This is a genomic window from Hymenobacter gummosus (assembly GCF_003970915.1).
In the GTDB taxonomy this organism is placed as follows: Bacteria; Bacteroidota; Bacteroidia; order Cytophagales; family Hymenobacteraceae; genus Solirubrum; species Solirubrum gummosum.
Genome location: NZ_RXOF01000011.1, coordinates 78,059 through 102,513 on the forward strand (window position 1 = coordinate 78,059; position 24,455 = coordinate 102,513).

General features: G+C 64.7%; 25 protein-coding genes. 18 read left to right on the forward strand and 7 right to left on the reverse strand.

The window, feature by feature from the left end:
* The first annotated feature begins 293 nt into the window (after positions 1-293).
* Together EJV47_RS17940 and EJV47_RS17945 are read left to right on the forward strand one after the other, a co-directional pair.
* Entirely contained in the window at positions 294-962 is a 669-nt protein-coding gene (locus EJV47_RS17940; protein WP_126694560.1) for a hypothetical protein, read from the forward strand.
* A gap of 24 nt (positions 963-986) precedes the next feature.
* Entirely contained in the window at positions 987-1,607 is a 621-nt protein-coding gene (locus tag EJV47_RS17945) for a hypothetical protein (protein ID WP_126694561.1), read from the forward strand.
* Between the two features lie 194 nt (positions 1,608-1,801).
* Here EJV47_RS17945 and EJV47_RS17950 read toward each other — a convergent pair whose 3' ends face one another.
* From EJV47_RS17950 to hslV, 3 genes are all read right to left on the reverse strand, one after another.
* Entirely contained in the window at positions 1,802-2,773 is a 972-nt protein-coding gene (locus tag EJV47_RS17950) for a deoxyhypusine synthase family protein (RefSeq protein WP_126694562.1), read from the reverse strand.
* Between the two features lie 153 nt (positions 2,774-2,926).
* Positions 2,927-3,433, reverse strand: coding sequence for an STM3941 family protein (locus EJV47_RS17955; protein ID WP_126694563.1), 507 nt, complete (start codon positions 3,431-3,433; stop codon positions 2,927-2,929).
* 14 nt (positions 3,434-3,447) lie between these two features.
* Positions 3,448-3,987 (reverse strand): ATP-dependent protease subunit HslV, encoded by a 540-nt coding sequence (hslV, locus tag EJV47_RS17960; protein WP_126694564.1) that lies wholly within the window; start codon positions 3,985-3,987, stop codon positions 3,448-3,450.
* Positions 3,988-4,243: 256 nt separating this feature from the next.
* Between hslV and EJV47_RS17965 the strand changes: the two genes are divergently transcribed.
* Positions 4,244-4,831: a hypothetical protein gene (locus EJV47_RS17965; RefSeq protein WP_126694565.1), complete on the forward strand. Its 588-nt coding sequence runs from the start codon at positions 4,244-4,246 to the stop codon at positions 4,829-4,831.
* Between the two features lie 79 nt (positions 4,832-4,910).
* Here the strand turns inward: EJV47_RS17965 and EJV47_RS17970 are convergent, their stop codons facing one another.
* From EJV47_RS17970 to EJV47_RS17980, 3 genes are all read right to left on the reverse strand, one after another.
* The gene (locus EJV47_RS17970) at positions 4,911-6,692 is read right to left on the reverse strand and encodes a pyruvate dehydrogenase complex dihydrolipoamide acetyltransferase (RefSeq protein WP_126694566.1); all 1,782 of its coding nucleotides are present in this window, start codon (positions 6,690-6,692) and stop codon (positions 4,911-4,913) included.
* Positions 6,693-6,832: 140 nt separating this feature from the next.
* Positions 6,833-7,171: a hypothetical protein gene (locus EJV47_RS17975; protein ID WP_126694567.1), complete on the reverse strand. Its 339-nt coding sequence runs from the start codon at positions 7,169-7,171 to the stop codon at positions 6,833-6,835.
* A gap of 211 nt (positions 7,172-7,382) precedes the next feature.
* On the reverse strand, positions 7,383-7,997 hold the full coding sequence (locus EJV47_RS17980; protein ID WP_243651209.1) for a histidine phosphatase family protein: 615 nt from the start codon (positions 7,995-7,997) through the stop codon (positions 7,383-7,385).
* 97 nt (positions 7,998-8,094) lie between these two features.
* On the opposite strand from EJV47_RS17980, the gene EJV47_RS17985 reads away from it, so the two are divergent.
* Positions 8,095-8,544, forward strand: a complete 450-nt coding sequence (locus tag EJV47_RS17985; protein WP_126694569.1) for a hotdog fold thioesterase — start codon at positions 8,095-8,097, stop codon at positions 8,542-8,544.
* On the forward strand, positions 8,541-9,755 hold the full coding sequence (locus EJV47_RS17990; protein WP_126694570.1) for a chorismate-binding protein: 1,215 nt from the start codon (positions 8,541-8,543) through the stop codon (positions 9,753-9,755). The genes EJV47_RS17985 and EJV47_RS17990 overlap by 4 nt, the downstream gene beginning before the upstream one ends.
* A 256-nt stretch (positions 9,756-10,011) precedes the next feature.
* Here EJV47_RS17990 and EJV47_RS17995 read toward each other — a convergent pair whose 3' ends face one another.
* Positions 10,012-10,908: an AraC family transcriptional regulator gene (locus EJV47_RS17995; protein WP_126694571.1), complete on the reverse strand. Its 897-nt coding sequence runs from the start codon at positions 10,906-10,908 to the stop codon at positions 10,012-10,014.
* Positions 10,909-11,142: 234 nt separating this feature from the next.
* Between EJV47_RS17995 and EJV47_RS18000 the strand changes: the two genes are divergently transcribed.
* The 13 genes from EJV47_RS18000 (at position 11,143) to EJV47_RS18060 (ending at position 24,382) form a co-directional block, all read left to right on the forward strand.
* Positions 11,143-12,081, forward strand: coding sequence for an NADP-dependent oxidoreductase (locus EJV47_RS18000; RefSeq protein ID WP_126694572.1), 939 nt, complete (start codon positions 11,143-11,145; stop codon positions 12,079-12,081).
* Positions 12,082-12,829: 748 nt separating this feature from the next.
* On the forward strand, positions 12,830-14,821 hold the full coding sequence (menD, locus tag EJV47_RS28705; protein WP_243651210.1) for a 2-succinyl-5-enolpyruvyl-6-hydroxy-3-cyclohexene-1-carboxylic-acid synthase: 1,992 nt from the start codon (positions 12,830-12,832) through the stop codon (positions 14,819-14,821).
* Between the two features lie 128 nt (positions 14,822-14,949).
* Complete coding sequence (gene menB, locus EJV47_RS18015) at positions 14,950-15,774, forward strand: 1,4-dihydroxy-2-naphthoyl-CoA synthase (RefSeq protein ID WP_126694573.1); 825 nt, start codon at positions 14,950-14,952, stop codon at positions 15,772-15,774.
* Positions 15,775-15,961: 187 nt separating this feature from the next.
* The gene (locus EJV47_RS18020; RefSeq protein ID WP_126694574.1) at positions 15,962-16,528 is read left to right on the forward strand and encodes a hypothetical protein; all 567 of its coding nucleotides are present in this window, start codon (positions 15,962-15,964) and stop codon (positions 16,526-16,528) included.
* 94 nt (positions 16,529-16,622) lie between these two features.
* On the forward strand, positions 16,623-16,976 hold the full coding sequence (locus tag EJV47_RS18025; RefSeq protein WP_207895923.1) for a DUF6370 family protein: 354 nt from the start codon (positions 16,623-16,625) through the stop codon (positions 16,974-16,976).
* Between the two features lie 215 nt (positions 16,977-17,191).
* On the forward strand, positions 17,192-19,453 hold the full coding sequence (locus EJV47_RS18030) for an N-acetylmuramoyl-L-alanine amidase (RefSeq protein ID WP_126694575.1): 2,262 nt from the start codon (positions 17,192-17,194) through the stop codon (positions 19,451-19,453).
* Positions 19,454-19,632: 179 nt separating this feature from the next.
* On the forward strand, positions 19,633-19,962 hold the full coding sequence (locus EJV47_RS18035; protein WP_126694576.1) for an ArsR/SmtB family transcription factor: 330 nt from the start codon (positions 19,633-19,635) through the stop codon (positions 19,960-19,962).
* A gap of 2 nt (positions 19,963-19,964) precedes the next feature.
* Positions 19,965-20,432 (forward strand): SRPBCC family protein, encoded by a 468-nt coding sequence (locus EJV47_RS18040; RefSeq protein WP_126694577.1) that lies wholly within the window; start codon positions 19,965-19,967, stop codon positions 20,430-20,432.
* Positions 20,433-20,438: 6 nt separating this feature from the next.
* Complete coding sequence (locus EJV47_RS18045; protein ID WP_126694578.1) at positions 20,439-20,822, forward strand: DoxX family protein; 384 nt, start codon at positions 20,439-20,441, stop codon at positions 20,820-20,822.
* Positions 20,823-20,832: 10 nt separating this feature from the next.
* Complete coding sequence (locus tag EJV47_RS18050; protein WP_126694579.1) at positions 20,833-21,453, forward strand: YdeI/OmpD-associated family protein; 621 nt, start codon at positions 20,833-20,835, stop codon at positions 21,451-21,453.
* Positions 21,454-21,647: 194 nt separating this feature from the next.
* The gene (locus tag EJV47_RS28710; RefSeq protein ID WP_243651212.1) at positions 21,648-22,346 is read left to right on the forward strand and encodes an RtcB family protein; all 699 of its coding nucleotides are present in this window, start codon (positions 21,648-21,650) and stop codon (positions 22,344-22,346) included.
* Positions 22,347-23,051 (forward strand): RtcB family protein, encoded by a 705-nt coding sequence (locus EJV47_RS28715; RefSeq protein WP_243651213.1) that lies wholly within the window; start codon positions 22,347-22,349, stop codon positions 23,049-23,051. It begins immediately after the preceding gene.
* Positions 23,052-23,254: 203 nt separating this feature from the next.
* The gene (locus EJV47_RS18060) at positions 23,255-24,382 is read left to right on the forward strand and encodes a hypothetical protein (RefSeq protein WP_126694580.1); all 1,128 of its coding nucleotides are present in this window, start codon (positions 23,255-23,257) and stop codon (positions 24,380-24,382) included.
* Positions 24,383-24,455 lie beyond the last annotated feature (73 nt).

Sequence of the window (24,455 nt, forward strand, 5' to 3'; positions counted from 1 at the left end):
GTTTGCATCCGAAAGCTGCCGTCACAAAGGTTTACGAGGCTGGCTTTCGGGCGAAAGATGCCGTCGTAAACGTTTACGAGGCTGGGTTTCGGGCGCAGGACGGTCCCGTAAACGTTTACGAGACAGGATCACAGGCGAAAGATGCCGTCGTAAAGGTTTACGAAGCAGGGTTTCGGGCGAAAGATGCCGTCACAAAGGTTTGTGACGGCATCTTTCGTTTTCCCAATATGGGGCTTGGAGCCAGGGATTTAGGCCGATATATTGCCGGGCTTTCATCTCATTCCCATCCGCTTATGTTTCTTCCATTTCTCAAGAATCCGTTCCTTTCCCCTGCCCTCAGCCGCGAAGATTTCCGCGAGCTGATGGAAGGCCACCTCAGCCGCCTCATTGCCCAAAACAAAGACGGCCGCTACGACGCCCTGATTGCGGCCCTGCAGCCCCACCACGACGCCTACGCCGCCCTGCTGGCCGCGCAGAGCGAGCAGGTGGGCACCCGCCTCGGCAATACCGATACGGTGGAGCAGCTGCTGGCCGACTTTAAGAAGTTTGCCAAGGACGAGCTGCTGGTCGACGCGGAGTACCAGTTCAAGCGCAAAAGCCCCAACGCCCAGGCCCTGGCCGAGCTGCTGCCCAAAGGCCGCAAGGAATACAGCAGCGCTACCCTGCTGACGCTGCCCACCCTGCTGGAGCGCACCGCCAGCCTCACCCAGAAATACCAAGCCGCGCTGGGCAAGCCCCTGGCCGACCGCGCCGCCCAGCTAAACACGGCCTTCAAAGCCGCCCGCGGCACCCAGGGCGAAAGCAAAGGCCTGGTGCAGGACGACTCGAAGCAGGAAAAGAAGCTGCGCAAAGCCGCCGCCCGCCAGCTGAAACTCGGCCTGCTGGAGCAGCTCCGCCTCCACATCGACGAGCCGGAAGCCGTGCAGGCGCTGTATGATGCGAAGTGGTTTGGGGGGAAGTAGCTTAGCCGGCCACTAATTCAACCCATGTTTCAGTCCGACAGACTGCCTTCCAAACCCGAAGCATTTGGGTACAAGCAAACCTGGCTGGCCGTCAAAGATGCCGACCCGTTTGAGCTGCTGCACGATGTGAACGTGCGCCAAGGGCAGGTATACGCCGCCAACTGGCAGGAGGGGCTAGCACAAGGCGACACATTTATCAGCCCCGCCATCGGGCCGTGGACGCTTGTCATCAACCCCTTGGTGATGGTCGACTTAACCGAACCCCAAACTCAGGCATTTCTAAGTGCCCTCAGCCGCCGGTTTGGGGAGGTTCAGTTTTTCGGCAATCATCGGGTTGCCGGTTATGGCGCCTGGGGACGGTTTGTCGGTGGCGTGCCCACCCGACTGTTCAGCACTGCTGACGGCGTGACCCGGCTCAACCAAGGCCCACTAGCTGACCTGGAATTACGGTACATAGCCGACCGTAAACAGCAATACGCGGAAGAGGGATTTGACTTCCCCGAAGATGAGCTGAGCTGGCTGGGCGACGAGGACGACGTGATGGAAATGGCCGGCCTCTGGAGCATCAACCCGCAGACCTTGGACGAGCAGCCCGAAACGCTGGAATTAGGTTTGCTGATCGTGCCCAGCCGTTCGCGAGGCTAAGCCCGCCGCACCAGCCAAAACGCCCGCCGCAGAAGCTCTGTGGCGGGCGTTTGTTGATGGTAGCCTGACCGACTACCGGGGTGTGGCTGGCTGCTCGACGCAGGTTGAAAACCTGCTTTATGCCGGGCACCGGTTACGCCGCCTGCGGCGGCTAAACCGGCGCCAGTCAGAGCCAGCCAGAGTCCGTCGGCCGCCTACTGGCCCAGCACCATCGCGAAAATCAGCGGGGCCACGATGGTCGCGTCCGATTCGATGATGTACTTGGGCGTGTCCTGGCCCAGCTTGCCCCAGGTGATTTTCTCATTGGGCACGGCGCCGGAGTACGAGCCGTAGGAGGTCGTCGAGTCCGAAATCTGGCAGAAGTAGCCCCACAGCGGCACGTTGGTGCGCTGCAGATCCTGGTGCAGCATGGGCACCACGCAGATCGGGAAGTCGCCGGCAATGCCGCCGCCAATCTGGAAGAAGCCCACCGTGCTTTCGTCGGTGGCCTGCTTGGTGTACCACTCGGCCAGGAAGATCATGTACTCGATGCCGGTGCGCACCGTGTGCACGTTCTTGATGTCGCCCGAAATGACGTGGCCGGCGAAGATGTTGCCCAGCGTGGAGTCTTCCCAGCCCGGGCAGATGATGGGCAGGTTTTTCTCGGCGGCGGCCAGCATCCAGCTGTCCTTGGGGTCGATCTGGTAGTACTGCTCCAGCTCGCCCGACTTGAGGATCTGGTAGAAGAACTCGTGGGGGAAGTACCGCTCGCCGGCCTGGTCGGCCTTTTCCCAGAACTTGAGCACCGAGTGCTCCAGGCGGCGCATGGCCTCCTCTTCCGGAATGCAGGTATCGGTGACGCGGTTCATGTGGCGCTCCAGCAGGGCCTGCTCGTCGGCGGGCGTCAGGTCGCGGTAGTTGGGCACCCGCTCGTAGAAGTCGTGGGCGACGAGGTTGAAGATGTCCTCTTCCAGGTTGGCACCGGTGCAGCTGATGATCTGCACTTTGTCCTGCCGGATCAGCTCGGCCAGCTGAATGCCCATTTCGGCGGTGCTCATGGCGCCGGCCAGGGTAATCATCATCTTGCCGCCGTCGGCCAGGTGTTTATTGTAGCCCTCAGCCGCGTCGATCAGGGCGGCGGCGTTGAAGTGGCGGTAGTGGTGCTTGAGGAAGTTGGTTACGTTCATCGAAGGAAGTTCGGAATGAAGTGGGTTTGCGAGAGACAAATCAAAGGGGAGCCGGGAATCGTTCAATACGGGCGGGCTATATCGAAGATTCCGAATAGCGTCCCATTGCGGCTGGGTTGCTCACCAAAAAGGGGCGGTGAAACGGAAAAGGATTCAGCTTATTTCGCGGCCGGGGAGCTGGGCCAGGGCACTTTGCTTGAGGATGTACTCTAGCAGTTGCTCCGGATTAAGGTCCACGCCGCTCAGGTTAATCGACAGGGGCGTAAAGCCCAGCGCGGCATTGGCCCCGGCCAGCTTGCGTTTCAGCGGCGACAAACGGCTCAGGTAAATGGGCTCGTTGCGCAGGTGCAGGCACACGAAGTACTCTTGGTTCACGGCGTTTAGGTAGGCCCCGCTGATGTCGGCCCAGGAAATGAGCCCGACGCCCAGGGTGCGGTCCAGGATGCCTTTGTCCGAGATTTGCAGGCGCGGCCGGGCATCGAAGAACTGCCGGACGCCCACGGCCGCGCAGGCCCCGAAGAAGAGCACGGTGACCAGGCCCATAGCCCAGTTGCCGGTTTGGACTATCAGCCAGATGCCCATTACTACAAACGCCACCCCACTCAGCGTGAGCAGGGCATAGCGCCAGCGGGAGTTGTAGTAGATGAGGTCTTCGGTCATGCTAGCGGCGGGGCTTAGCTCGGCTCCTCGATGATGAGGTTGTGGTTGGTGTAGATGCAGATATCAGCCGCAATGTGCAGGGCTTCTTCCACCATCTGCCGGGCCGTGAGGTGCGGGGCGTGCTTCTTGAGGGCCAGGGCGGCGGCCTGGGCAAACATGGCGCCCGAGCCCACGGCGGCCACGTCGGAGTCGGGCTCCAGCACGTCGCCCGAGCCGGCAATGATGAGCAGCTCGTCCTTGTCGGCCACCACCATCATGGCTTCGAGCTTGCGCAGGTACTGGTCCTTGCGCCAGTCCTTGGCCAGCTCGATGGCGGCGCGCTTCAGGTTCTGGCCGAACTGCCCGAGCTTTTCCTCGAAGCGCTCCAGCAGGCTGAACGCGTCGGCGGTGGAGCCGGCAAAGCCCGTGACGACCTTGCCGCCGTGCAGTTGGCGGATTTTGCGCACGTTGTTTTTGGCCACGTGCTTGTCCATGGTAGCCTGGCCGTCGGCGCCCACGGCCACCTGGCCGTTGTGGCGGATGCCGAGCACCGTCGTGGAGCGGATTCTGGTCATAAGTCAGCAGCGGCGCCGCTAGGGGCAACCGGGCCGCAAAGCTACTAGGCCAAAAGAAAAAATCGCCGCCCGACCAACCTTTGCTCCTGGCAACGGCACTTCAGAAGGTCAGCTGCCCCGGTTGCGGCGGGCGAAATCACCTTTCGGTGCGCCGGCCCTTGCTGGCAGCCCGTACGGCAGCCGGCCTAAGCTGGAAATAGCTAGTTCATTTGTTCCTACTTTTGGGCTTTCTGTCCCTGTCCCCTTCCCGCTTACTATGAAACTATGCGTGTTGGCCTTCCCGCTGGCCAGCTTGCTTTTAGCCGGCTGCAACAAATCCCAAACCGTAACGGCCAGCGCCCGTGAGTGGCTGCGGCAGTCCGATGGGGAACGGCTCACCTTCCGCGCCGATGGCATGGGTGCTATCGAAACGCTGGTGGTGACGCAGAAAAACTCCGAATCGACCAGCAGCCGCGGTCGGGGCTTCGGCACCATCACTCATCACAACATCACCCTCACCTTCCAAAGCCAGACAGATGCCGATGCCGGCTTAGTGACGGGTTTCAGCTCAGCTAATGTGTTGTTTTCGCCTCTGCGCCCCGGCTCCCCAGACGGCGTGGGGCTATCCACCGACACGGAGCAGTTGTATAATAATAGCGGCTCGATTAACCGCGCTACTCATTCGCTGACCAAAGACACGCTGATCAACGGGCGCACCCACTCCCGCGTGGTGCGGGGTACGTTCTCGGCCCAGGCAGTGGTGTCCGTGCTGCCCAACACCCTGCAGACGTTCTGGTACGCCAAAGATGCCGGACTGGTGGCGTACCGCAAAGTCACCGGCCCGATTTACTACCGGGTGTTTTAGGCAAACCCCGGCCCGGACGCAAACGGCCCGTTCTGCCGTGCAGAACGGGCCGTTTGCGTTGGCGTGACCATCATCAGGCTCAGATCAGCATACGCATCGGGTCTTCGAGCAGGCCTTTGAGCGTCTGCAGGAAGGCCGCGCCGGTGGCGCCGTCCACCACGCGGTGGTCGCACGACAGCGTCACCTTCATGATGTTGCCGACCTCGATCTGGCCGTTGCGCACCACCGGGGTCTGCTTGATGCCGCCCACGGCCAGGATGCAGGCATCCGGGGGGTTGATGATGGCCGTGAACTCGTCGATGCCGAACATGCCCAGGTTGGAGATGGTGAAGGTGCTGCCTTCCCACTCCGAGGGCTGCAGCTTCTTGCTCTTGGCCTTGCCGGCCAGCTCTTTCACCTCGGTGGCAATGGCCGAGAGGCCCTTCTGGTCGGCGTTGCGAATCACCGGCACCAGCAGGCCTTCATCCACGGCCACGGCCACGCCGATGTTGTACACCTTGTTGACGCGGATTTTGTCGCCCAGCCAGGAGGAGTTGACGGCCGGGTGCTGCTTCAGGGCCACGGCGGCGGCCTTGATAACCATGTCGTTGAACGACAGCTTCACCGGCGACAGTTCGTTGAGCCGCACGCGGGCTTCGATGGCCTTGTCCATGGCAATTTCCATGGTCAGGTAGAAGTGCGGGGCCGTGAACAGGCTTTCGGAGAGGCGGCGGGCAATAACCTTGCGCATCTGCGACACCGGCGAGTCGGTGTAAGTGCCTTCGGCAGCGGCGGGTGCGGCCGGGGCGGCCTGCGGAGCGGCAGCTTTCGGGGCTTCGGCGGCCGGAGCGGCCTGGGGCGCGGCGGCCGGCTGCGCGGCCGGAGCGGCCTGGGCCGGGGCGCCGGGCTGGGCGTTTTCCAGGTCGCGCGACACAATGCGGCCGTTCTCACCCGAGCCGCGAACGGCGCCAAGGTCGATGCCTTTGTCCTGGGCAATGCGCTTGGCCAGCGGCGAGGCGAAGATGCGCCCCCCGGCCGAAGCCGTAGCGGGCTGAGCAGCGGGAGCCGCCACGGCCGCGTTAGCCGCCGGCGCAGCTTCGGCTTTGGGAGCTTCGGCGGCCGGAGCAGCCTCAGCCTTGGGAGCCTCCGCGGCCGGAGCCGGCGCAGCGCCACCCGACTGCCCCCCGATCAGGGCCTGCACGTCGGCGCCTTCCTCACCGATAACGGCCAGCACGCCGTCGACCGGCACCGACTCACCGTCTTTGGCGCCGATGTAGAGCAGGGTGCCGTCCTCGTAGTTTTCCAGCTCCATCGTGGCCTTGTCGGTTTCCACCTCGGCCAGCACGTCACCGGACTTCACTTTGTCACCCACTTTCTTGAGCCAGGCGGCAATGACGCCCTCGGTCATGGTGTCGCTCATCTTGGGCATGCGCACCACAGTGGCCTTCTTGCCGTTGCCGGCCGGGGCCGCAGCGGGTGCTGCCGGAGCGGGGGCAGCTTCCGCCTTGGGGGCTTCGGCGGCCGGGGCGGGGGCGGCTTCGGCCTTCGGAGCCGGAGCCGCTTCCTCAGCCTTGGGGGCCCCGGCGGCGGCCGGAGCGGCGCCACCGCCCTGCACCTGGCTTAGCAGGCCGGAAATATCTTCGCCGTCTTTGCCGACGATGGCCAGCACGCCATCCACCGGCACGGATTCCTTCTCTTTCGGACCGATGTAGAGCAGGGTGCCGTCCTCGTAGTTCTCCAGCTCCATGGTTGCCTTGTCGGTTTCCACTTCGGCCAGGATATCACCGGACTTTACCTTGTCGCCCACTTTTTTGAGCCACGCGGCGATGACGCCTTCGGTCATCGTGTCGCTCATTTTGGGCATTTTTATGATTTCGGCCATTGCAAGTCGTCAATTGAGTTCAGAGGGCCAAAAATAGACCGGATTTTTTGGGGGTACAAACCCGAATTTCCGCAAACGATTTCAGTGCATTTGCGGCATTGGCGCCGTGAAAGTGAGGGCTTAGTACGTAAGCCGACTGCTCAACGGACGCGAATGGGGAAAATCCATTCGGCGTGCATTTCGCAGATATTTCGTTCGGCCTTCAACTGGCCTTTACTGGCCACAACCACCTTTGGCCGTAACTTTCTGATGTGCTGTTCTAACAGCGGCAGCAAGCTCGCCAATGAATCCGGCACTGGCTTTTCGGCCCCGAACAGCACCCGAATCGGGGTGTCTTTATTGGCCGGGTGGAGCACAGCTGCCTGCAGGCGAAAATGCGTGAGTTGCCGACGAGCAGTATCCACCTTCACCGCCACCAGCAGCAGCCCGGTGAAGTGGCGGTGCAGCGTTAAAGGCGGAACGGGAGCGTCGTCTGGCAAACGCACAGAGTAACACTGCAACAGGCTGGGGTCGATGATTTGATTATCTGCGCGTGGCTTGGTCGTAGCCGCATAGCTGAGGGTATCAACTGGTCGGCCAGCTGGCGACTCAGCCGCGGCTTGGTCGTGCGCATCCGGCACTCCGCAGGCGGCGACGCACCCCGTCAGCATACAGCCCAACCCGCGAATCAGCTGCCGTCCACTCATTGCTTTACCCCAAATGCCCGGTATCCATGTAGTTGCGGATACTGAACATGGAGCCGGTGTAGTGCACCTTGTACAGGCACAGGTTGCGGTGCTCGAAGTGGTCCATGCGGCTCAGCGGGTAGTTGAGCAGCTGGCAGAGCAGCACCCGCATGGCCCGGCCGTGCATGCACACCAGCACGTTTTCCTCCTCGGGCCGGCCGCGCAGCACCTCGTCGATAAAAGGGCGCTGCCGGGCCGCTACCTCTTCCGGACTCTCGCCGCCGCGCAGGGCCAGGTGCGTCTCGCCGCGCTGCCAGGCCCGCAGCAGGCCGTGGTACTCGATGTCCTCTTCGGGCGTGATGCGCGTGCCTTCGCGGTGGCCCCAGCTGATTTCGTCGAGGGCGCGGTGCTTTTCGTGGGGCAGGCCGGCGTCCAGAAAGGGCTGAATCGACTGCTGGGTGCGCATTAGGGTGGAAATGTGCACGCGGTCGAAGGGCACGCCGTGGTAGGCGGCGTGAAACTGCCGGGCCTGCTGCTGGCCCACGTCGTTGAGGGGCGCGTCGACGCCGCTGCCCTGCACGATGCCGCGCACGTTGAAGTACGTCTGGCCGTGGCGAATAAGGTAGATTTTCTTGACCACGCGGTTTCGGGGCGTAGTTTTGTTGAACCCGGGGGCCAAAAGTAGCACTTTAGCGCCCCCAATTCCGTCGACCCACCTTTTTGCGCTGCTCCGCTTTATGTTACCCGCCTCCCCCACCCTGCCCACCGTCGCCGAGCTGAACGCCTGGTCGCGCAATACCATGGGCGAACATCTGGGCATTGAAATTACCGCCGTCGAGGAGCGGGCCATCGAGGGCCGCATGCCGGTGGACCACCGCACCCACCAGCCCATGGGCCTGCTGCACGGCGGAGCTTCGGTGGTGCTGGCCGAAACGCTGGGCAGCATCGGGGCGGTGCTGCAGGTCGACCGCACCCAGCAGGCCTGCGTGGGCCTGGAAATCAACGCCAACCACATCAAGAGCGTGCGTTCGGGCTACGTGGTGGGCCGGGCCGAGGCGCTGCACCTGGGCCGCACCACCCAGATCTGGGAAATCCGCATCCGCCACGAGGAAACCGACGCGCTGATCTGCATCAGCCGCATTACCATGGCCGTTATCGACCTGCCGGCCAAAAAGCTGCCGGCGTGAGCGTAGCCAGTCAGTCTTCGACGGAAGCGGCGCCCTCGGCCGTGGTGCGCCGTCTGGTGGCCCTGGCGCTGCGCCACGAGGGCTCGGTGGCCCTGTGGCGCCTGCCCCACGCCCCGGCGCCGGTGCTGCTGCTGAGCCTCCGGCCCCTGCACCTGTCGGGCCTGCCGCCCAGCCTGGAGCCCCAGGCCCCAGCGGGCTTTGCCTTTTACCCCTTCCAAGACGGCGACACGGCCGAGGCCATGCTGCTGCCGGCCGACGTGGTGCTGGACTTTTCGGCCGGGCGGCAGCTCAGCCTCTCGCACGCGCTGCCGCCCGAGGCCGTGGCCGCCGTGCAGCGCGTCATCCACGAAACCGACGAGCCCACGGAGCTGGCCTGGCACGTGAGCCCCCAGCCCCTGCCCGCCACCGCCGACCGCGCCGAGTACGAAAGCCTGGTGGCCCGGGCCGTGGCCGCCATCCGCGCCGGGCAGATGACCAAGGTGGTATCGAGCCGGGCGGCGCGGCGCCCCCTACCTCCGGGCTTCGACACGCTGCGGGCCTTCGACGCGCTGTGCCGGCAGCACCCGCGGGCTTTCGTGAGTTTGGTCAGCGCCCCGCAGGCGGGCACCTGGCTGGGCGCCACGCCCGAGGTGCTGGTGGAAACCGACGGCACCGAGTTTCGGACCATGGCCCTGGCCGGCACCCAGCCCCTCACCCCCGACATCACGGCCAACTCGGCCATGTGGCGGCAGAAGGACATCGAGGAGCAGGCCCTGGTGGGGCGCTACGTGGTGGGCTGCTTCAAGCAGCTGCGCATCCGCGACTACGACGAAACCGGCCCCAAAACCGTGCAGGCGGGCAATCTGCTGCACCTGCGCACCGAGTTCCGGGTGGATCTGCGGCGCGTCACCTCCCCCTCCTTTGCCACCGATATGCTGCGGCTGCTGCACCCCACCTCGGCCGTGGGCGGCATGCCTCGCGAGGCGGCCCTGCAGTTTCTGCAGCGCCACGAGGGCTACGACCGGACCTACTACAGCGGCTTCCTGGGCCCGGTGAACCTGCCCGCGCCCGGCACTTCGCGCCTGTTCGTGAACCTGCGCTGCATGCAGCTGCGCCCCACCGAAGCCCTGCTCTACGCTGGCACCGGCCTCACCGAGGAATCGGAGCCCACGAAGGAGTGGCAGGAAACGGAAATGAAGCTGCGCACCGTGGGCTCGGTGCTGGATGAATAGCGGTTCATCCCGCTGTCATTGCGAGGACGCAGGACATTCCGCGCATCAAGCGGCGTCAATCCTTCCTCCAGTAGCACCGCCGAGACAATCCCTACTGACCTAAAACCGGCCCCTCCCGCAACTGCAGACGCAGGATTTCGGGCGGGGCCGGTTTTAGTTGGTGCCAGTTGGGCCGCTTCTGCCGCGAGAGGAAGGATTGACGCCGCTTGATGCGCGGAATGTCGTGCCTCCTCGCAATGACACCCACCCGAACCGCTCACGCCGCCGTGGCGCAGGCGCTGCTGCCGCTGAGCAGGCGGGGCCGGCCGCGCTGGCGGAATTCTTGGATGGTGCAGCCGTAGTACTTGCGGAAGGTGCGCGAGAGGTGGCTGGTGTCGGTGAAGCCCAGCTCGAAGGCAATTTCCTTGGCCGAGTTGTCGGAGTGCAGCAGGCGGGCCTCGGCCACTTTCAGGCGCGACTTGGTGATGTAGGCCTGCAGGGACTCGCCCGCGTGGCGGCGGAAATACTCGCCGAAGTACGAGGGCGCCATGCCGGCGTATGCGGCCAGGGCGGCCACGCTCAGCGCCTCGGGACCATCGAAGAGGTGGAGCTGGATGCGGTTGAGCACGTCGAGGAAGCGGCGGCTGCGCGGGCTGGCGGCGGGCGCCACCAGCCGGGCTTCGATGTGGCGGGTGAGCAGGCCGAGCATGGTCATCAGCGTGGTCTGGATGAGCGGGGCCGAGTGCGCGTCGGGGCGGGCGTGCTCCTGGCGGATGAGCTGCAGGCAGTGCCAGAGGTGCTCTTTGTCGCGGGCGGCCACCACGTCGCCGGGCACGCGGTTGTAGTTGATCAGGATGTAGCTCAGCTTCTGAAACCAGGCCTTGAAATCGAGTCCGCCGCCGCTGCCGGGAGCGAAGACCTGGTTGGTAAAGCGCAGAAACACGAAGCGCGTGGGCAGCTCGATCTGGAAGGAATGGCAATCCAGCGGCGGAAGCAGAAACACGCTGCCCGGCCCGTAGGCGAACTGCTGGTAGTTGATGCACTGCTGCCCTTGGCCCTCCTCCACGAAGACCAGCTCAAAGAAATTGTGGCGGTGGGGCCGCTGCGTCCACTGCGCGGTTTCTTCCAGGGCCAGCTCAAACGGGGCGGGCGCCGATTGCACGTGCTCTTGCATGGGGTTTCATGGGTGACAGGTGACACGTAACAGGTCTCGGACCGGCTGCGCTTGCACGAATCGGGGTTTCTGGAGCGGTTTGCGGGGCAATAGTAGCGGCTTCGCGCGAAGAAAGGCGGCGTACGGCCCGGTTTACCCCGGCCCGTACCGCATTATCCCCGATCCGTACCACAGGCCCGCGCCGGCCGTACTCCACCTTTGCCCCGTTCCAAACCCACAACGATTTTCCGCTTTATGCAAGCTTTCATCCTCAGCGGCACCACCGGCGCCGACGCCCTGCAGCTCACCGACCTGCCCACGCCTACCGCCGCGGCCGGCGAAGTCATCGTGCAGGTCAAAGCCATCAGCCTGAACCCCGTCGACGTGAAAACGACCCAGGGCAAGGGCGTGTACGGCCGCCTCAAGGACGAGCAGCCGCTGATTCCGGGCTGGGACGTATCGGGCGTGGTCACGGCCGTGGGCGCTGATGTGGCCGATTTCCAGGTCGGCGACGAGGTGTTCGGCATGGTCAACTTCCCCGGCCACGGCCGCGCCTACGCCGAGTACGTCACCGCCCCGGCGGCCCATTTGGCCCACAAGCCCGCCACTATCAGCCACGAGGAAGCCGCCGCGGCTACGCTGGCGGCCCTCACCGCCTGGCAGGCCTTCGTCGATAAAGCACCGGTGCAGGCCGGGCAGCGCGTGCTGGTGCACGCGGCGGCCGGCGGCGTGGGCCACTTTGCCGTGCAGCTGGCCAAGGAGCGCGGCGCCTACGTCATTGGCACCTCTTCGGCCGCCAAGCGCGACTTCGTGCTCAGCCTCGGCGCCGACGAGCACGTGGACTACCAGGCCGGGCCCTTCGAGCAGGCCACCGCGCCCGTCGACGTGGTGCTCGATACCGTCGGCGGCCCCAACCTCGTCCGCTCGGCTTCCGTGCTGAAGCCCGGCGGCCAGCTGGTAAGCATCCTGGGCATGACGCCCGAAGCCACGGCGCAGGCCGAGGAGCGCGGGGCCACGACGGCGGCTTTCCTGGTCGAATCCAGCGGCCGGCAGATGCAGGAGCTGGCCGCGCGCCTGGCCGACGGCCGCCTGCGGGCCCACGTCTCGGCTACGCGGCCCTTCGCCGAGCTACCCGCGGCGCTCGGGCTGGTAGAAACCGGCCGCACTCAGGGTAAAGTGGTGGTGACGCTGTAAAGTGGCCGTTTCCGGCGGCTGTAGCGCATGCCCAGGGCGGCTCCACAGCCGCGGAGCGGCGCTATGTTGGTAGCCCCACCGCTCCGCAAGAACCGCTGAGCTGCAGCGCAGCGGCATGGTATTGCTGATGTTGAACCACGTTTGTCGTTCACGCAGTTCCTGTACCTATGCCGCTGCGCTGCAGCTCTTTTCTGCTTTTGGAGCGCAGTTTCTACCAATATGGCACCGCTCTGCGGCTGTAGGCCCGCTAACTCCAGCTCCGCGGCTGGGGGCCGTATTGCGCTACGCCGGGTCAGTAGTTCATCTTGCATGGACAGCAGTTGGTTTCGCCAGACCAGTAGGCGGTTTCGCGCGGCCAGTAGCCCGTGCTACATGCCTAGTAGTCCGTGCTACATGCCTAGTAGTTCGTTTTGCATGTCCATTAGTTGGTTTCGCATGTCCAGTAGTTCGTTTTGCATGTCCAGTAGTCCGTTCTGCATGTCCAGTAGTTGGTTTCGCATGTCCAGTAGTCGGTTTTGCATGCCTAGTAGTCGGTTTCGCGCGGGCAGTAGCCTCTTCGGGCTTGTCAACCCGAGCTGCGGTGCGTTTCCCCTTAACTGATTCCGCAACCGGAGTTTGCTACGGCTGCCTGCTCGCACCGTCACTCAACCCGCGTCGCTGCGTAACAGGGCTGGCGCGGCTGCCTGCCCGGGCCGCACTGTGGCGGCAGTGGCCTCGGCCGGTCGCAGCCGTTACCTTTGCCCCGCCTATGTCCCAGCTGCTGCAGCCCATCCACAACATCCCCGAAATCTGCGCCCAGCACGGCATCACCGACGTGGTGTTGTCGCCGGGCTCCCGCTCGGCCCCGCTCACCATTGCCTTTGCCCGCCACCCCGACTTGCGGGTGCGCGTGGTGCCCGACGAACGGGCCGCCGCCTTTATCGGGCTGGGACTGGCGCAGGCGCAGCGGCGGCCGGTGGCGCTGGTGTGCACCTCGGGCACGGCCGGGCTGAACTACGCGCCGGCCGTGGCCGAGGCGTTTTTCCAGCAGATTCCGCTGGTGGTTTTCACCGCCGACCGCCCGCCGGAGTGGATTGACCAGCTCGACGGGCAGACCATCCGCCAGCCCAACCTCTACGGCCGCCACGCCAAAGCCGCCTTCGAACTGCCCGTGGACTTTTCGCACGCCGACGCCCGCTGGCAGGCCACGCGGCTGGTCAACGAGGCCATCAACATCAGTCAGGAATTTCCGGCCGGCCCGGTGCAGGTGAACGTGCCGCTGCGGGAACCGTTTTACCCCAAGGCCGGCGAGGAAATCCGCTATGAGCAGGTGCGCATCAGCCGCGAGTTAACTGGAGCGCCCCAACTGCCCGCCGGTGAGCTGGACGTGCTGCGCCGGCAGCTGCGCCAGACGCCGCGGGTGCTGGTGGTGGCCGGCCAGCACCCCCACGACGAGCCGCTGCTGCTGGCCCTGCGCCGCTTCTCGGCCGCCTACCAGGCCCCGGTCGTCGGCGACCTGATTGCCAACGTGCACCAGCCCGTCGGCCCCGACTACGACGCGGCCCGCACGGCCCCGCTGGGCCGGCAGGACGTGTTTATGGTGGTGCCCGAGCCGGGCCTGCGCGAGGCCCTGCGCCCGGAGCTGCTTATCACCTACGGCCAGTCGCTGATTTCCAAGGCGCTGAAAAACTACCTGCGCGAGTACCCCGCCACCCAGCACTGGCACGTGCAGCCCGCCGGCCCCGTCGCCGATACCTTCCGCTCCCTCACGCGCATCATCCGCATGGAGCCGGCGGCGTTTTTCGAGGCGGTTCTGACAGAAAACAATAGTTTTAGAGCTGTTGATACTGGTTCGATTCCCGTCGCGGATGCAGCTTCGACGCTGGACGGAGTCACAACCGGCAGTTATACCCAAGAGCCGAACAGGGCTGCGAATCCCCCCCTCTCTGCAAATACAGGTTCGAGTTCCGTCTCTGGTACTGCCCACGAACAACGAACAACGAACAACGAACAACGAACCAGCCGCCTGACCTGGCAAAGCCCCGGCTCCGCGCGCGGCGAAGCCGCTGCGCCCAAAGACGCCTTTACCACGCCTTGGCAACGGGCCAATGGCTGGGCAACGGACTTCGTGCGGGAGTTTCTGACGCAGCCGGAGCAGCCGTTCAACGAGTTTACGGCCATCTACCGGGCGCTGCAGCTGGTGCCCAACGGCGCGGCCCTGCACCTGGCCAACAGCATGGCCGTGCGCTACGCCAACATCCTGGGTTTGCCGGCCAGCTCCACCGCCGAAGTCTTCGCCAACCGCGGCACCAGCGGCATCGACGGCTGTAACTCCACCGCCGTGGGCGCGGCCCTGGCCCAGCCCGAGCGGCCCGTGGTGCTGCTCACCGGCGACGTGGCCTTTTTCTACGACCGGAACGCGTTCTGGCACAACTACCCCACGCCCAATCTGCGCGTTATCCTGATAAACAACCACGCCGGCGGCATCTTCCGGCTGATTGACGGCCCGCGGCAGCAGCCCGAGCTGGAGGAGTTCTTCGAGACGCGGCAGGCGCTGACGGCCGAAAACACCGCCAAGGACTTCGGGCTGCGCTACTTCACGGCCAGCACGTTTGCGGCGCTGGATAAGGTCTTACCCGCTTTCTTTGCACCCGCCACGAAGGGCGGCGCGGCCGTGCTGGAAATTACCACCGACTCGGCCACCAACGCCGCCTTCTTCGAGCAGTACCGCGCCGCCGTGCGCACGTCTTTTTCTTCTTGAACAGCCTCCGCGAACCTCTGCGTTAAACCTCCGCGAACCTCTGCGAGAAACATCAGCCAACGGTTTTTCTCGCAGAGGTTCGCGGAGGGTTTCGCTGAGGTCCGCAGAGGGCATACGACTTCCACTCCATGTCCCAGCAAGTCACCTGGACGCCCATCAAGGAATTCAAGGAAATTCTGTTTTCCTTCCACGAGGGCATTGCCAAAATCAGCATCAACCGCCCGCAGGTCCACAACGCCTTCACCCCGCTCACGGTGCAGGAAATGATTGAGGCCATGCACATCTGCCGCGACCGGACCGACATCGGCGTGGTTATCCTCACCGGCGAGGGCGGCCGGGCCTTCTGCTCGGGCGGCGACCAGAGCGTGCGCGGCCACGGCGGCTACGTGGGCGAGGACACCGTGCCCCGCCTGAACGTGCTCGACCTGCAGAAGCTCATCCGCTCCATCCCCAAGCCCGTCATTGCCATGGTGGCCGGCTGGGCCATCGGCGGGGGCCACGTGCTGCACGTGGTCTGCGACCTGACCATTGCCGCCGAAAACGCCCGCTTCGGGCAGACCGGCCCCATGGTCGGCTCCTTCGACGGCGGCTTTGGCGCCTCCTACCTGGCGCGCATCGTGGGCCAGAAGAAAGCCCGCGAAATCTGGTACCTCTGCGACCAGTACGACGCCCAGGAAGCCCTCGATATGGGCCTGGTGAACAAGGTAGTGCCCCTGGACCAGCTGGAGGAAACCACCCTGCAATGGTGCCGCAAAATCCGCGAGAAAAGCCCGCTGGCCCTGCGCATGCTCAAATCCTCGTTCAACGCCGAGCTGGATGGGCAGGCCGGTATTCAGGAGCTGGCCGGCAACGCCACGCTGCTGTACTACCTCTCCGAAGAAGCCAAGGAGGGCAAAAACGCCTTTTTGGAGAAGCGCAAGCCCGATTTCGACAAGTACCCGAAGTTCCCGTAACCGCCTCGGCTACCCTGGCTACGTAGTTTCTGAACGCCCTACGCTGCGGCCCGCCCGGCGGCGTAGGGCGTTTTGGTGCTTTTGCAGCAGGTGCGCGGCGCCTGATAGTGTACTTTCGATCATACTTTACAGCATGAAATCAGCGCGCATCATTGTCCGGACTACTTCTGCCGATTTCTGGTGGGGCGTGTATGGCCTGACCGACAAAACGGGCTGGGAGGACCTGGAGCTATTTCACGAGAACGGGCAGCGGATTGGCGGCGTTTGTCTGAACGCGAAACGCTACCTCCGGGCCCATTTACCCGACCTGCAAGCCGACCCGACTGAACGCGAATTTGCCCAGGCCATCCAGCGCTACCTTGCCGATACCGTTTGCCACTACTGGTTTTACTACGACGAGCCCGGCAGCGAGGACTTTTACGAGGTGCCGTACGACGCGCCGCGCAACGCCAGCGGCATCAAGCCCCGTTTCGCCGATATCTGGCACCCGGATGAGCGCGTCGGCCTCTCGACGGTGCAGGAGGCCGTGCGCGAGTTTGCCCGGGCGTTTTTGGGGATAGAAAACTGCGAAGTCGAAGTGACGGACGCGGAGCCGCTGGAAACAGCCATAGCGACGTTTAAAGAGCACGAGCGGCTGTTCGGCGGGGCTAATCCGGTTGAAATCCACTTTGCAGATAACGTCGTGGCGGAGCTGGCCGAAGCCTGGGGCACGACGCAAGAGCAGGCACTGGCCAAGCTGAAAGCCAGCCTGTAGCTATTCAAAGCCTGGCTTCGTTCCGCCCACGCCGCACCGGCAGCTGCCGGGCACCGGTCGGCTGTATCTTTAGACGCTTCAAAACCCACAAGCCATGAAACTCCTCGCCCTGCTCCCGCTGCTCGTTGCCTTATCGGGGCCGGCCCTGGCCCAGTCCAAACCCGCACCGGCCGCCACCCAGGCGCAGCCGCCGCTGCGGGTGGTGGAGGCCTCCTGCGGGCAGTGCCAGCTGGGTCTGCCGGGCAAGGACTGCGACCTGGCCGTGCGCTTCGACGGGCGGGCCTACTTTGTCGACGGCACGAGCATCGACGGGCACGGCGACGCCCACGCCAAGGACGGCTTCTGCAACGCCATTCGCCGGGCCGAGGTGCGCGGGCAGGTCGTCAACCAACGGTTCGTGGCCACGCACTTCCGCCTGCTGCCCGATTCGACGGCAACCAACCGCTGACGGGCTTTGCCTTCGGGCACATTAGCGGCCTTACTGCTTTCGAGCCCCGCCCGTTCCGGCGGGGCTTTTTTGTGCGCCAAAGCCGGGGGCTCAAATCGGGAACCGCCTCCCATTTTGACAAACCGTTAAAAAACTTACGCCCACAGCATGAATAATTTCAGCATAGCTGTACTTTACCCATACCAATTCCCAAAACACCTAACCACCGTTCCCCCATGAAAAAACCCCTACTCCTTTGGGTAGGCCTGCTCGGGCTATGCCCCGTCGTGCAGGCCCAAACCACGCCTACGGCCGCCCGCGTGGCCCCCATGGCCAGCACCCCCTACGCCGCCGATTTTGCCGAAGCCTACCGCCGCTACCCCGTTATTCCGCGCGGGGTGTTGGAGGCCGTGGCCTTTACCCAGACGCACATCCGCCACATCCAACCCACGGAGCCGGCCAGCTGCACCGGCATGCCCCTGCCCGTGGGCGTGATGGGCCTGGTGGCCGACGGCAAGGGCTACTTCCGCGAAAACCTGCGCACGGTGGCCCGCCTGGCCGAAGTCAGCGAGGAGCAAATCAAAACCGACCCGCGCAGCCACATCCTGGCCTACGCGGCCGCCTACGCCCGCCTGGCCGCCGAGCAGCGCCTGACGGCCGCCAACCCCGCCGAGCACCGCGCCGTGCTGGTGGCGCTGAGCGAGTTGCCGCTGGCCGCCGACGCCGTCAACACCTTCGCCCTCGACGCCCACCTGTACGGGGTACTGAGCTTCCTGACGCGGCCCGAAAACCAGCTGCAGTACCATTTCCCGAACTACCAGCTCGACTTACCAGCCTTTTTTGGGGCGGGCAACTACCGCGTGCTCAGCGCCGGCCACACCGAGGTGTCGGGCCGCGGGGTGCAGGGCGGCGGACAGGTGTTCGACCCGAGCAGCTCCACCTACTCGGTGGTCACGTCGGCCGACTACGGGCCGGCGCTGACCAATATGACCACCTGCAACTACAGCTCCCGCTCGGGCGTGGCCGTCACGCACTACGCCATTCACACGGTGCAGGGCACCTACGCGGGCTGCATCTCGTGGTTTAAGAACTGCTCCGCCAGCGTGTCGGCGCACTACGTGGTGCGCTCGAGCGACGGGCAGGTGACGCAGATGGTGGCCGAAAGCAATAAGGCCTGGCACATCGGCTCCGAAAACCCCTACACCATCGGCACCGAGCACGAGGGCTACGTGGACGACGCCTCGTGGTACACCACGGCCATGTACAGCAGCTCGGCCGCCCTGGCCCGCGACATCGTGGGCAGCGGCTACGGCATCAGCGGGCTGCGCACTTTCTACGGGGCGGCCACCACGGGCACCTTCAGCACCGGCGGCTGCGTCAAGATCAAAGGCCACCAGCACTACCCCAACCAGACCCACACCGACCCGGGCGTGAACTGGAACTGGGAGTACTTCTACAAGCTGGTGAACAACGCCCCGACGGTAACCACGCTCAGCGCCGCCTCGGGCACAGTGTACGACTCGGGCGGGGCCAGCGGCAACTACGGCGACGACGTGCGCCAGTGCCAGCTCATTGCCCCCACCGGCGCCAGCAGCGTCTCGCTCACGTTCAGCGCCTTCGACCTGGAAAGCAACTACGACCACCTGCTGGTGTACAACGGGGCCAACAACCAAGCCCCGCTGATCGGCAAGTACTCGGGCACTGCGAATCCGGGCACGCTCACGGCCTCCTCGGGCAAGATGTTCCTGGAGCTGCGTAGTGACTGCGCCACCACCCGCCCGGGCTTCGCGGCCTCCTGGACCTCCAACGGCGGCTCTACCACCTCCTGCCCCACCGACAGCTACGAAAGCAACGGCACGCTGGCTACGGGCGCAGCCATCGGCGTGAACGTGAACAACTCGGCCTACATCTGCCCGGCCGGCGACGTGGACTGGTATAAGTTCACCAGCTCCTCGACCAACAACAATATCAAAGTCACGCTCACCAACCTGCCCTTCGACTACGAGCTGGAGCTGTATAATGCTAGCGGCACGCTGCTGTATTCCTCCACCAACTCGGGCACCACGGCCGAAACCATCACCTACAACGGTGCCCCGGCCGCCGCTTACTACGTGAAAGTGTACGGCTACAACGGCGCCACCAGCAACGCCACCGCCTACACCCTGCGCGTGTCGACGCAGTCGGTGGCCTGGCGGGCCGCTGCTACCGGCGAAACCCTGGCGCTCAGCTCCCCCACGCTCGATCAGCCGGTCGTGACCATCACCAACCCGGTGGAGCCCGGTGCCACGGCCCAGCTGCTGGTGACGAACTACGAAGGCCCGGCCAGCATCGTGCTGCGCGACGCCCACGGCCAGCCGGTAGACGCCGGTACGCAAGTGGATATCCGGGCCGAGCAGCCGGTGCGCTTCCCCTTGCCCACCACCCTGCGCCGGGGCGTGTACGTGGCGGCCGTGCAGCTGCGGGGCCGCGTGGAGTACGTGAAGCTGCTGGTGCAGTAGCCGCGCCCCTTGCTGACCCTAAAAACGCCTGTCCGGACTCCGGGCAGGCGTTTGTTTTGGCTGCCTAGGCTGATTTCAGGTACTCCGACCAGCCCGGCAAGGCGCTGGCGAAAAGAAACCAGCCCCGCACTTGCGTAGTCGAATGACTACATATATATTTGTAGCCACATGACTACACGATGAATCTACGCCGCGACGTTTTCCAGGCCCTAGCCGACCCCACGCGCCGGGCCATCCTGTTGCTGGTAGCCTCCCAGGCCATGACGGCGGGGGCCATAGCCGCCAACTTCGACACGGCCCGGCCCACCGTCTCGAAGCACCTGCAGATTCTGACGGAGTGCGAGCTGCTGCGGCAGGAGCAGAACGGCCGGGAAATCCACTACCACCTGAACCCCGGCAAAATGAAGGAAATAGCCGATTTCATCGAGCCCTTCCGCGCCATGTGGGAGGAGCGGTTCAACAAGCTGGAAAGCCTCATGCAAGCCTACCAAGCCCCGAAAGCAAGCTGATTATGGAACGCAAAACCAACGTGGAGGCCGTAGCAGGCACCCAGAACCTGCTCATCACCCGCGAGTTTGACCTGCCCGTGGCGCTGCTGTTTCGGGCCTACACCGAGCCTGCCCTCATTGAGCAGTGGATGGGCACCCGGGTACTCAAGCTGGAAAACCGGGCGCACGGCAGCTGGCAGTACGAAACGGCCGACGCGCAGGGCCAGGTGGTCTTCCGGGCGGGCGGGGTCATCCACGACTTCCAGCCCGGCCACCAAATCACCCGTACGTTTGAGATGGAGCACGCCCCGTTCAGCCTGCAGCTGGAGTTACTGGAGTTCGAGCCGCTGAGCGAGGACCGCAGCCGCCTGCGCATCTGCTCGGTGTTCCGCTCCGTGGCCGACCGGGACCAGATGCTGCGGCTGCCCTTTGCCCGGGGCCTGGGCATGGCCCACAACCGGCTACAGGCGCTGATGACCACCTTCGCCTAGCGCACCGTGCAGAAGCGCAATACCGCTATCTACTGGGTGGCCACCGCCTGGCTGGCCCTGGGTATGCTGTCGACCGGGCTGGTGCAGCTGCTGCACCTGGCGCAGGAAGACGACTTTGCCACTGCCCTGGGCTACCCGGTCTACTTTCTCACCCTGCTCGGGGCCTGGAAAATCCTGGGCGTGGCGGCCCTGCTGCTGCCCCGCTGGCCGCGGCTGAAGGAGTGGGCCTACGCGGGGTTCTTCTTCACCACGACGGGCGCCATCTTCTCGCACCTGGCCGCGCACGCGCCGGTAACCGCCGCGTTGCCCGCCCTGCTGCTGCTGGCCCTGACCGTTGCCTCGTGGTACTTCCGCCCCGCCAGCCGGCGGCTGCTCCCCCTTACCCAATAACACTTGCCCCATGAACCCTCAGGTTGACGCTTACCTGGCCCAAGGCTGCGGCCGCTGCCCGCTCGGCGGCACCCCCGATTGCACCGTGCTGAAATGGCAGCCGGGCCTGCAAGCCCTGCGCCGCCTCGTGCTCGACTGCGGCCTGACGGAAGAGCTGAAGTGGGGCGTGCCCTGCTACACCTTTCAGGGCCAGAACGTGGTGCTGATTCACGCCTTCAAGGACTATTGCGCGCTGAATTTTTTCAAGGGCGCCCTGCTCAGCGACGAACACGGCCTGCTGACCCAGCAGACGGCCAACGTGCAGGGCGGCCGGCAGATTCGCTTTACCAGCGCGGCGCAAATAGCCGCGCTGGAGCCGGTGCTGAAAGCCTACCTTTTTGAGGCCATCGAGGTCGAAAAAGCCGGACTGAAAGTCGCCTACAAGCCGACCACGGAGTTTGCTATGCCGGAGGAGCTGCGGCAGAAGCTGCAGGAAACGCCGGCGCTGCAGGCGGCTTTTCAGGCCCTCACGCCGGGCCGGCAGCGCGGCTACCTGCTGTATTTCGCGGCGGCCAAGCAGGCCAAAACCCGTACGGCCCGCATCGAGAAATACGCGCCGCTGATTCTGGCCGGCAAGGGGCTGCACGACTAAGCCGCAGCGCGGTTGAAAAAGGCGGTCATGCCGAGCCCCGTGAGACATCTTGCGTGCTGACGTGCGGGAGCAAACCCGTTGTGCAACGAGGAAGACTGTATTCGAGCGAAATGTCTCGCGGGGCTCGACATGACGGGCTGACATCGGTATTGAGGATTTATCCGAACTTGGGGCCTCTTCCCATTCCCGTTTTTATGATTACCGGTCAGGATATTATCAACCTGGGCTACCGCCCGTCCAAGTGGTTTAAGGAGGCCCTGGAGCACGTCAACCGGCACGAGCTGAGCGGCGAGGCGCTGGCCCAGTACCTGCAGACGGTGGCCCCGCGCGTGGTGTACCCCTACGACGAGCCGCTGGCTTTTCACCAGAACATCGAGGCCGACACGCCCGAGGAGGCCAGCAACGTGGAGCAGGTGCTCAGCACCATGCGCGAGCTGATGAAGACGCCCACCTTGGTAGCCGGCACGGTGATGCCCGACGCCTGCCCCACCGGCGGCATCGGCCAGATTCCGGTGGGCGGCGTGGCCGTGGCCCGCAACGCCATTCACCCGGCCATGCACTCGGCCGACATCTGCTGCTCGGTGATGATGACCAGCCTGGGTAACCTCGACCCCAAGCGGGTGCTCGACGCGGCCCACTCGGTCACGCACTTCGGCGGCGGGGGGCGGCCGGAGTTTTCGGAGCTGCCGCGGGAGCTGGAGGAGCAGCTGCGCCAGAACCGCTTCCTCAACAACGAGCGGAGCCTAAACCTGGCCAAGTCGCACCTGGGCACCCAGGGCGACGGCAACCACTTCCTGTTCGTGGGCCGCTCCCGCAACACCGGCGAGACCATCATGGTGACGCACCACGGCAGCCGCGGGCTGGGCGCCACGCTCTACGGGCACGGCATGTAGGTGGCCGAGGCCTTCCGAAAGGATATTGCCCCCACGGCCCTGCCCAAAAACGCCTGGATTCCCTTCGACACCGACGAGGGCCGCAGCTACTGGGAGGCCCTGCAGCTGGTGCGCGCCTGGACCAAGCTCAACCACCTCACCCTGCACGACGCTACCGTGGCCGCGCTGGGCGCCGAGGTGCAAAACCGCTTCTGGAACGAGCACAACTTCGTGTTCAAGGACGAGGACCTGTTCTACCACGCCAAGGGCGCTACCCCGCTAGCCGATAAGTTCGTGCCCGACAGCCAAAACGGCCTGCGCCTGATTCCCCTGAACATGAGCGAGCCGGTGCTCATCGTGCGCGGCGCGACGACTGAAACCAACCTGGGCTTCGCCCCGCACGGGGCCGGGCGCAACCTGAGCCGCTCGGCCCACAAGCGCCTGCACGCCCACAAAACCATCGAGCAAGTCTTCGCGGAGGAAACGGCCGGGCTCGACGTGCGCTTTTTCTCGGGCCACATCGACATTTCGGAGCTGCCCAGCGCCTACAAAAACGCGGCGGCCGTGCAGCGGCAGATGCAGCAGTTTGGCCTGGGCGAGGTAGTCGACGCGGTGCTGCCCTACGGCTGCATCATGGCCGGCGACTGGGAAATCGACGCGCCGTGGCGGAAGAAGCGCCTGCTGCGCCAGCAGCAGCAAGCCTCCAACGACGAGTCGGTGGTGTAGTCTTTCGCCCCACCCTGATTATCAGCCGGCCGGTGGCGTCCCGCGCTTGCGGGACGCCACCGGCCGGTTTGCGTTCGGCCCCGGAAACGAACTTTGCTGGTGTCGGCAGCGGCATTAATGCCCCGTTAAATGCAGCATTGCCGCTGGACGGGGCGCCGAATGGGCATTATTTTAGCGCTGATTCCCGCTAAAAGCTATTTCCGATGAACGCATACCGCTACTCACTTCCCCTGCTGCTGGGCACTGCGCTGCTGACCGGTGCCTGCACCAAAGAAAAAATCGTCGTGAAGGAGGTCCGGCTCCGGCATTCCTGGACCCAGGACACGCTGCTCACGGGCTACAACAAGATCCTGCTGACCGCGCAGCGCGTGAACGACTCCCTGCTGGTGGTGGGCAACAACAGCACCCTGTGGTACGTCAGGCCCTACAACCTGAAGCCGCCGATTACGGGCGCGTACTTCAACCTCAGCCCCAGCTACGGCTCCCTGGTTCAGCCTTCGCTGGGCCCCCAGGTCAGCGTGGCGGTGTCGGGGCCCAATACCCTGCAGGTGTTTGCCACCCGGGCGCCCGTTTCCAACATGGCCAGCTTCACCTTCCGGCCCACCTACAGCACTTCCACCAACACGAACAAGGCTTTTCCGCTGCCCATCAGCGGCAACGGCGGCTACGCGGTGGTGGACGGGCGCTACGTGCTGGCCCCCACCGAAAACAGCCAGAGCGAAATCCGCTGCACCATTCTGCGCGTGGGGCCGCGCTACGGCCACCCGCCCGGCGCCCACACGCTGGAGCTGAAAGCCACCCGCCCGGTTACGCTCACGCCCGCGCCCAGCACGATAGGTTTTTCCAACTCCGCCTACTTCTCGGCCGCCTACTTCCACAAGTTCTTTATCGGCATAAGCGGGCAGTTTTACCGGGTCGACACGCTGGGCCGGGTCAAGGAGTTTGGCTACGGACCGGTGGCCGGGCCCAGCGGCTTCGTCGCGCAGATGTTTGTGCTGCGCAACCGCCTGTTTGCCCTCAGCGGCCCGCGCCTGTACGTATCCCTCGACCAGGGCGAAACCTGGAACCTGTACGCCGATTTTTCGGGCGGGCAGCAGGCCCTGGCTACCTACCACGCCGTGGGCGACGCGTTGTACGCCTCGTTCCAGTCGCAGCTGTGGCGGGTGCGCGTGCTCGACGGCCGCATGGAGTTTATCGAGCTGGACAACGACGGGCTGCAGACCAGCCAGATTACCTCCGTCAACAAGTGCGGGCCGTACGCCTTTATCACCACGCTCTCGGGCCTGTACTACCGCGACACGACCAGCCTGAACACCCCTCGCAAGCAGTAAAGCTGGCTGGTTTGCGCCGACCTGAACCAAGCGCGCCGCCCGGTTGGGGCGGCGCGCTTGTCGTTACGGGCAG